Origin of the sequence: Sphingopyxis sp., from assembly GCF_036402335.1 — a bacterium.
Taxonomy (GTDB): domain Bacteria; phylum Pseudomonadota; class Alphaproteobacteria; order Sphingomonadales; family Sphingomonadaceae; genus Sphingopyxis.
The window spans coordinates 1-2,322 of record NZ_DASWTD010000051.1 but is presented as its reverse complement, the minus strand read 5'-3'; the positions used below and the strand labels follow the sequence as shown (position 1 = coordinate 2,322).

Below are 2,322 nucleotides of genomic sequence, written 5' to 3'. Positions count from 1 at the left end.
TCCGTGCCGGCTCGACGACCCGGCTGCTTTCGACTGCCGGAAGCTTGAGCCGCGAGGCCCAGCCCTTTTCGAGCCTTAGCGCGCGGTAGGCGAGCCACAGGCCAATCCCGACGAGCAGCAGGATCGCGGCAATACGGATCAGCGCCGCGGCCGGATCGCCGATCCGCGTCAATGGCGGATCGATGGCGCCGCCGACGATCAGCGCGATAATCCCGCCCCAGCCCGCGGGCAGCTGCGCGTTGCTGTCCTGCATCAGCAACTGCGCGCCGAGGCCGACGAGCAGGATGCCGATGAAGGCGTAGATCAGCTGCCGCAGCCAATAGGGCTGCGGTGCGCCCGTCCACAGCCGCCAGGCAAAGAGGCCGAGCAGGGGAATTAACAGGATGATCGGCGCGCCGCCGATAAACAGCCCCATGTCGGCGAACCGCGCCCCGGCGGGCCCCATCAGGTTGGTCGGGCTTCCCCCCGCTGCCGTGTTGAACGCAGAATCGGTCGCGTCATAGGTGATGAACGCGAGGATCAGGAACAGCGTGAACAGCCCGAGCAAAGCCGCCGCCGCGATCACCAGCGATCGTGCGATGCTTTGGCGAAAAACCGTGCGCCAATCGGCCTTTCCGGGTGCGGCCTTGCGGCTAGCCATGCTGTTTCGGGTCCCTGTGAATTAACCACGGCGATATGCGCATGGGGCGGACTCGCCGTCAAGCATCGCCCGGCGGCTGCCCACGGCCTTTCCAACCGTCCTGCCGCACGCTAGGGCGATGGCATGAGTGAAACGCTGCGCAGCGATGTCCTGATTTCGGGTGGCGGCCTTGTCGGCCAGGCGCTCGCGCTGGCCCTTGCCCATCATGGCCTGTCGGTCCAGGTCGTCGACCCCGCCGATCCGGTGGCGACGATCGCGCCGGGGTTCGATGGCCGCGCCTCGGCGATCGCGAGCGCGACCTGGCAAATGTTCGAAGTGCTCGGAATTACCGGGCGCCTTGCCGGCCATGGCTGCCCGATCCGCGCCATTCAGGTAGGCGACGGCGTGCCGGGCAGTGGCCGTACCGGCGAACTCGACTTCGTCACCGCCGACGGCGCCCCGCCGCTCGGCACGATGGTCGAAAACCGCCAGCTCCGTCTCGCGCTCGCCGCCGCGCTCGCCGATGCTCCGCTCGTTCGGCTGCTGATGCCCGCTGCCGTCGTTGCGCGCGATGTCGATGCCCATGGCGTCACGCTGACGCTCGCCGACGGGACGCGCTTGCAGGCGCCGTTGCTCGTCGTTGCCGAAGGCCGGCGTTCGCCGACGCGCGAGGCGGCCGGGTTCAGCATCGCCAGCTGGTCCTATCATCACCATGCGATGATCGGCGCGGTCGCGCATGAAAAGCCGCACGGCAACGTCGCGCACGAAATCTTCTTTCCGTCGGGACCGTTCGCGCTGTTGCCGCTCGTCGACGATGCCGGGGGCCGGCATCGCTCGGCGTTCGTGTGGACCGTCGCCGAAAAGGATGGTCCCGGCTTTGCCAAGCTTGGCGAACGCGGTTTCGTCGCCGAGCTCCAGAAGCGCGCGGGCGGCCTGCTCGGCGCGATGGAACTCGTCGCGCCGCGGATGACCTACCCGCTCGGCTTCCATCACAGCGCGTCGATCGTTGCGACACGCATCGCGCTCGTCGGCGATGCCGCGCACGGGATCCATCCGATCGCGGGGCAGGGGCTCAATCTCGGGCTGCGTGATGTCGCGGCGCTGACCGAAGTGCTCGTCGAAGGGGCGCGGCTCGGGCTCGATCTTGGCGATGCGGCGCTGCTCGCGCGCTACCAGCGCTGGCGCGGACTCGACAGCCTGATGGTCAGCCTCGCGACCGACGGCCTGACGCGCCTGTTCGGTATCCCCGGCCGCACCGCCGCAGTCGTCCGGCGCACCGGGCTCGGCGCGGTGCAGCGGATGCCGTTGCTCAAACGTTTCTTCATGGATGAAGCGCGCGGCGAGGCGGGCGACCTGCCACGGCTGCTCGCGGGCGCCGAGATTTAGGTATTATTACCTAGGCTCGCGGCAGCGCGGCGCTAAGCATGACCCCCTATCCCCGTCGCTGCGGCACCGTGCCGCGGTACGTTGGGGGACAGGGCCATGTCGGCAAAAAGCGATGCGCTCGAACAGGCGGTGACCGAATATATTCAGGCGCGAACCGCGCTCGATGCCGTGCCCGGTGCGCGTGCGCGCGTCGTGGCCGACCGGGCATTCGCGCGCCTCGCTGCGCTCGCAGGCCCGCGCATCCGCTATTTCACCCGCGCCTATGGCCTGGCCGACGTGGCGGAAGATGCGGCGCAGGCGTGCGCGATCGCGCTCCA

Annotated in this window: 2 protein-coding genes and 1 pseudogene; 2 read left to right on the top strand and 1 reads right to left on the bottom strand. The window is 68.8% G+C overall.

Annotated elements, in window-relative coordinates:
- Window positions 1-640: DNA translocase FtsK 4TM domain-containing protein (locus VGD20_RS01480; RefSeq protein WP_331132755.1), on the bottom strand; the 640-nt coding region annotated here is incomplete at its 3' end.
- Window positions 641-763: 123 nt separating this feature from the next.
- On the opposite strand from VGD20_RS01480, the gene VGD20_RS01475 reads away from it, so the two are divergent.
- Window positions 764-2,005: an FAD-dependent monooxygenase gene (locus VGD20_RS01475; RefSeq protein ID WP_331132754.1), complete on the top strand. Its 1,242-nt coding sequence runs from the start codon at window positions 764-766 to the stop codon at window positions 2,003-2,005.
- 96 nt (window positions 2,006-2,101) lie between these two features.
- Window positions 2,102-2,322: pseudogene (locus VGD20_RS01470) on the top strand (RNA polymerase subunit sigma-70); the annotation flags it as partial.

Bases quoted from the DNA above. Each gene is read 5' to 3' on its own strand.
- VGD20_RS01475 (WP_331132754.1), top strand. From the start codon at position 764: ATGAGTGAAACGCTGCGCAGCGATGTCCTGATTTCGGGTGGCGGCCTT.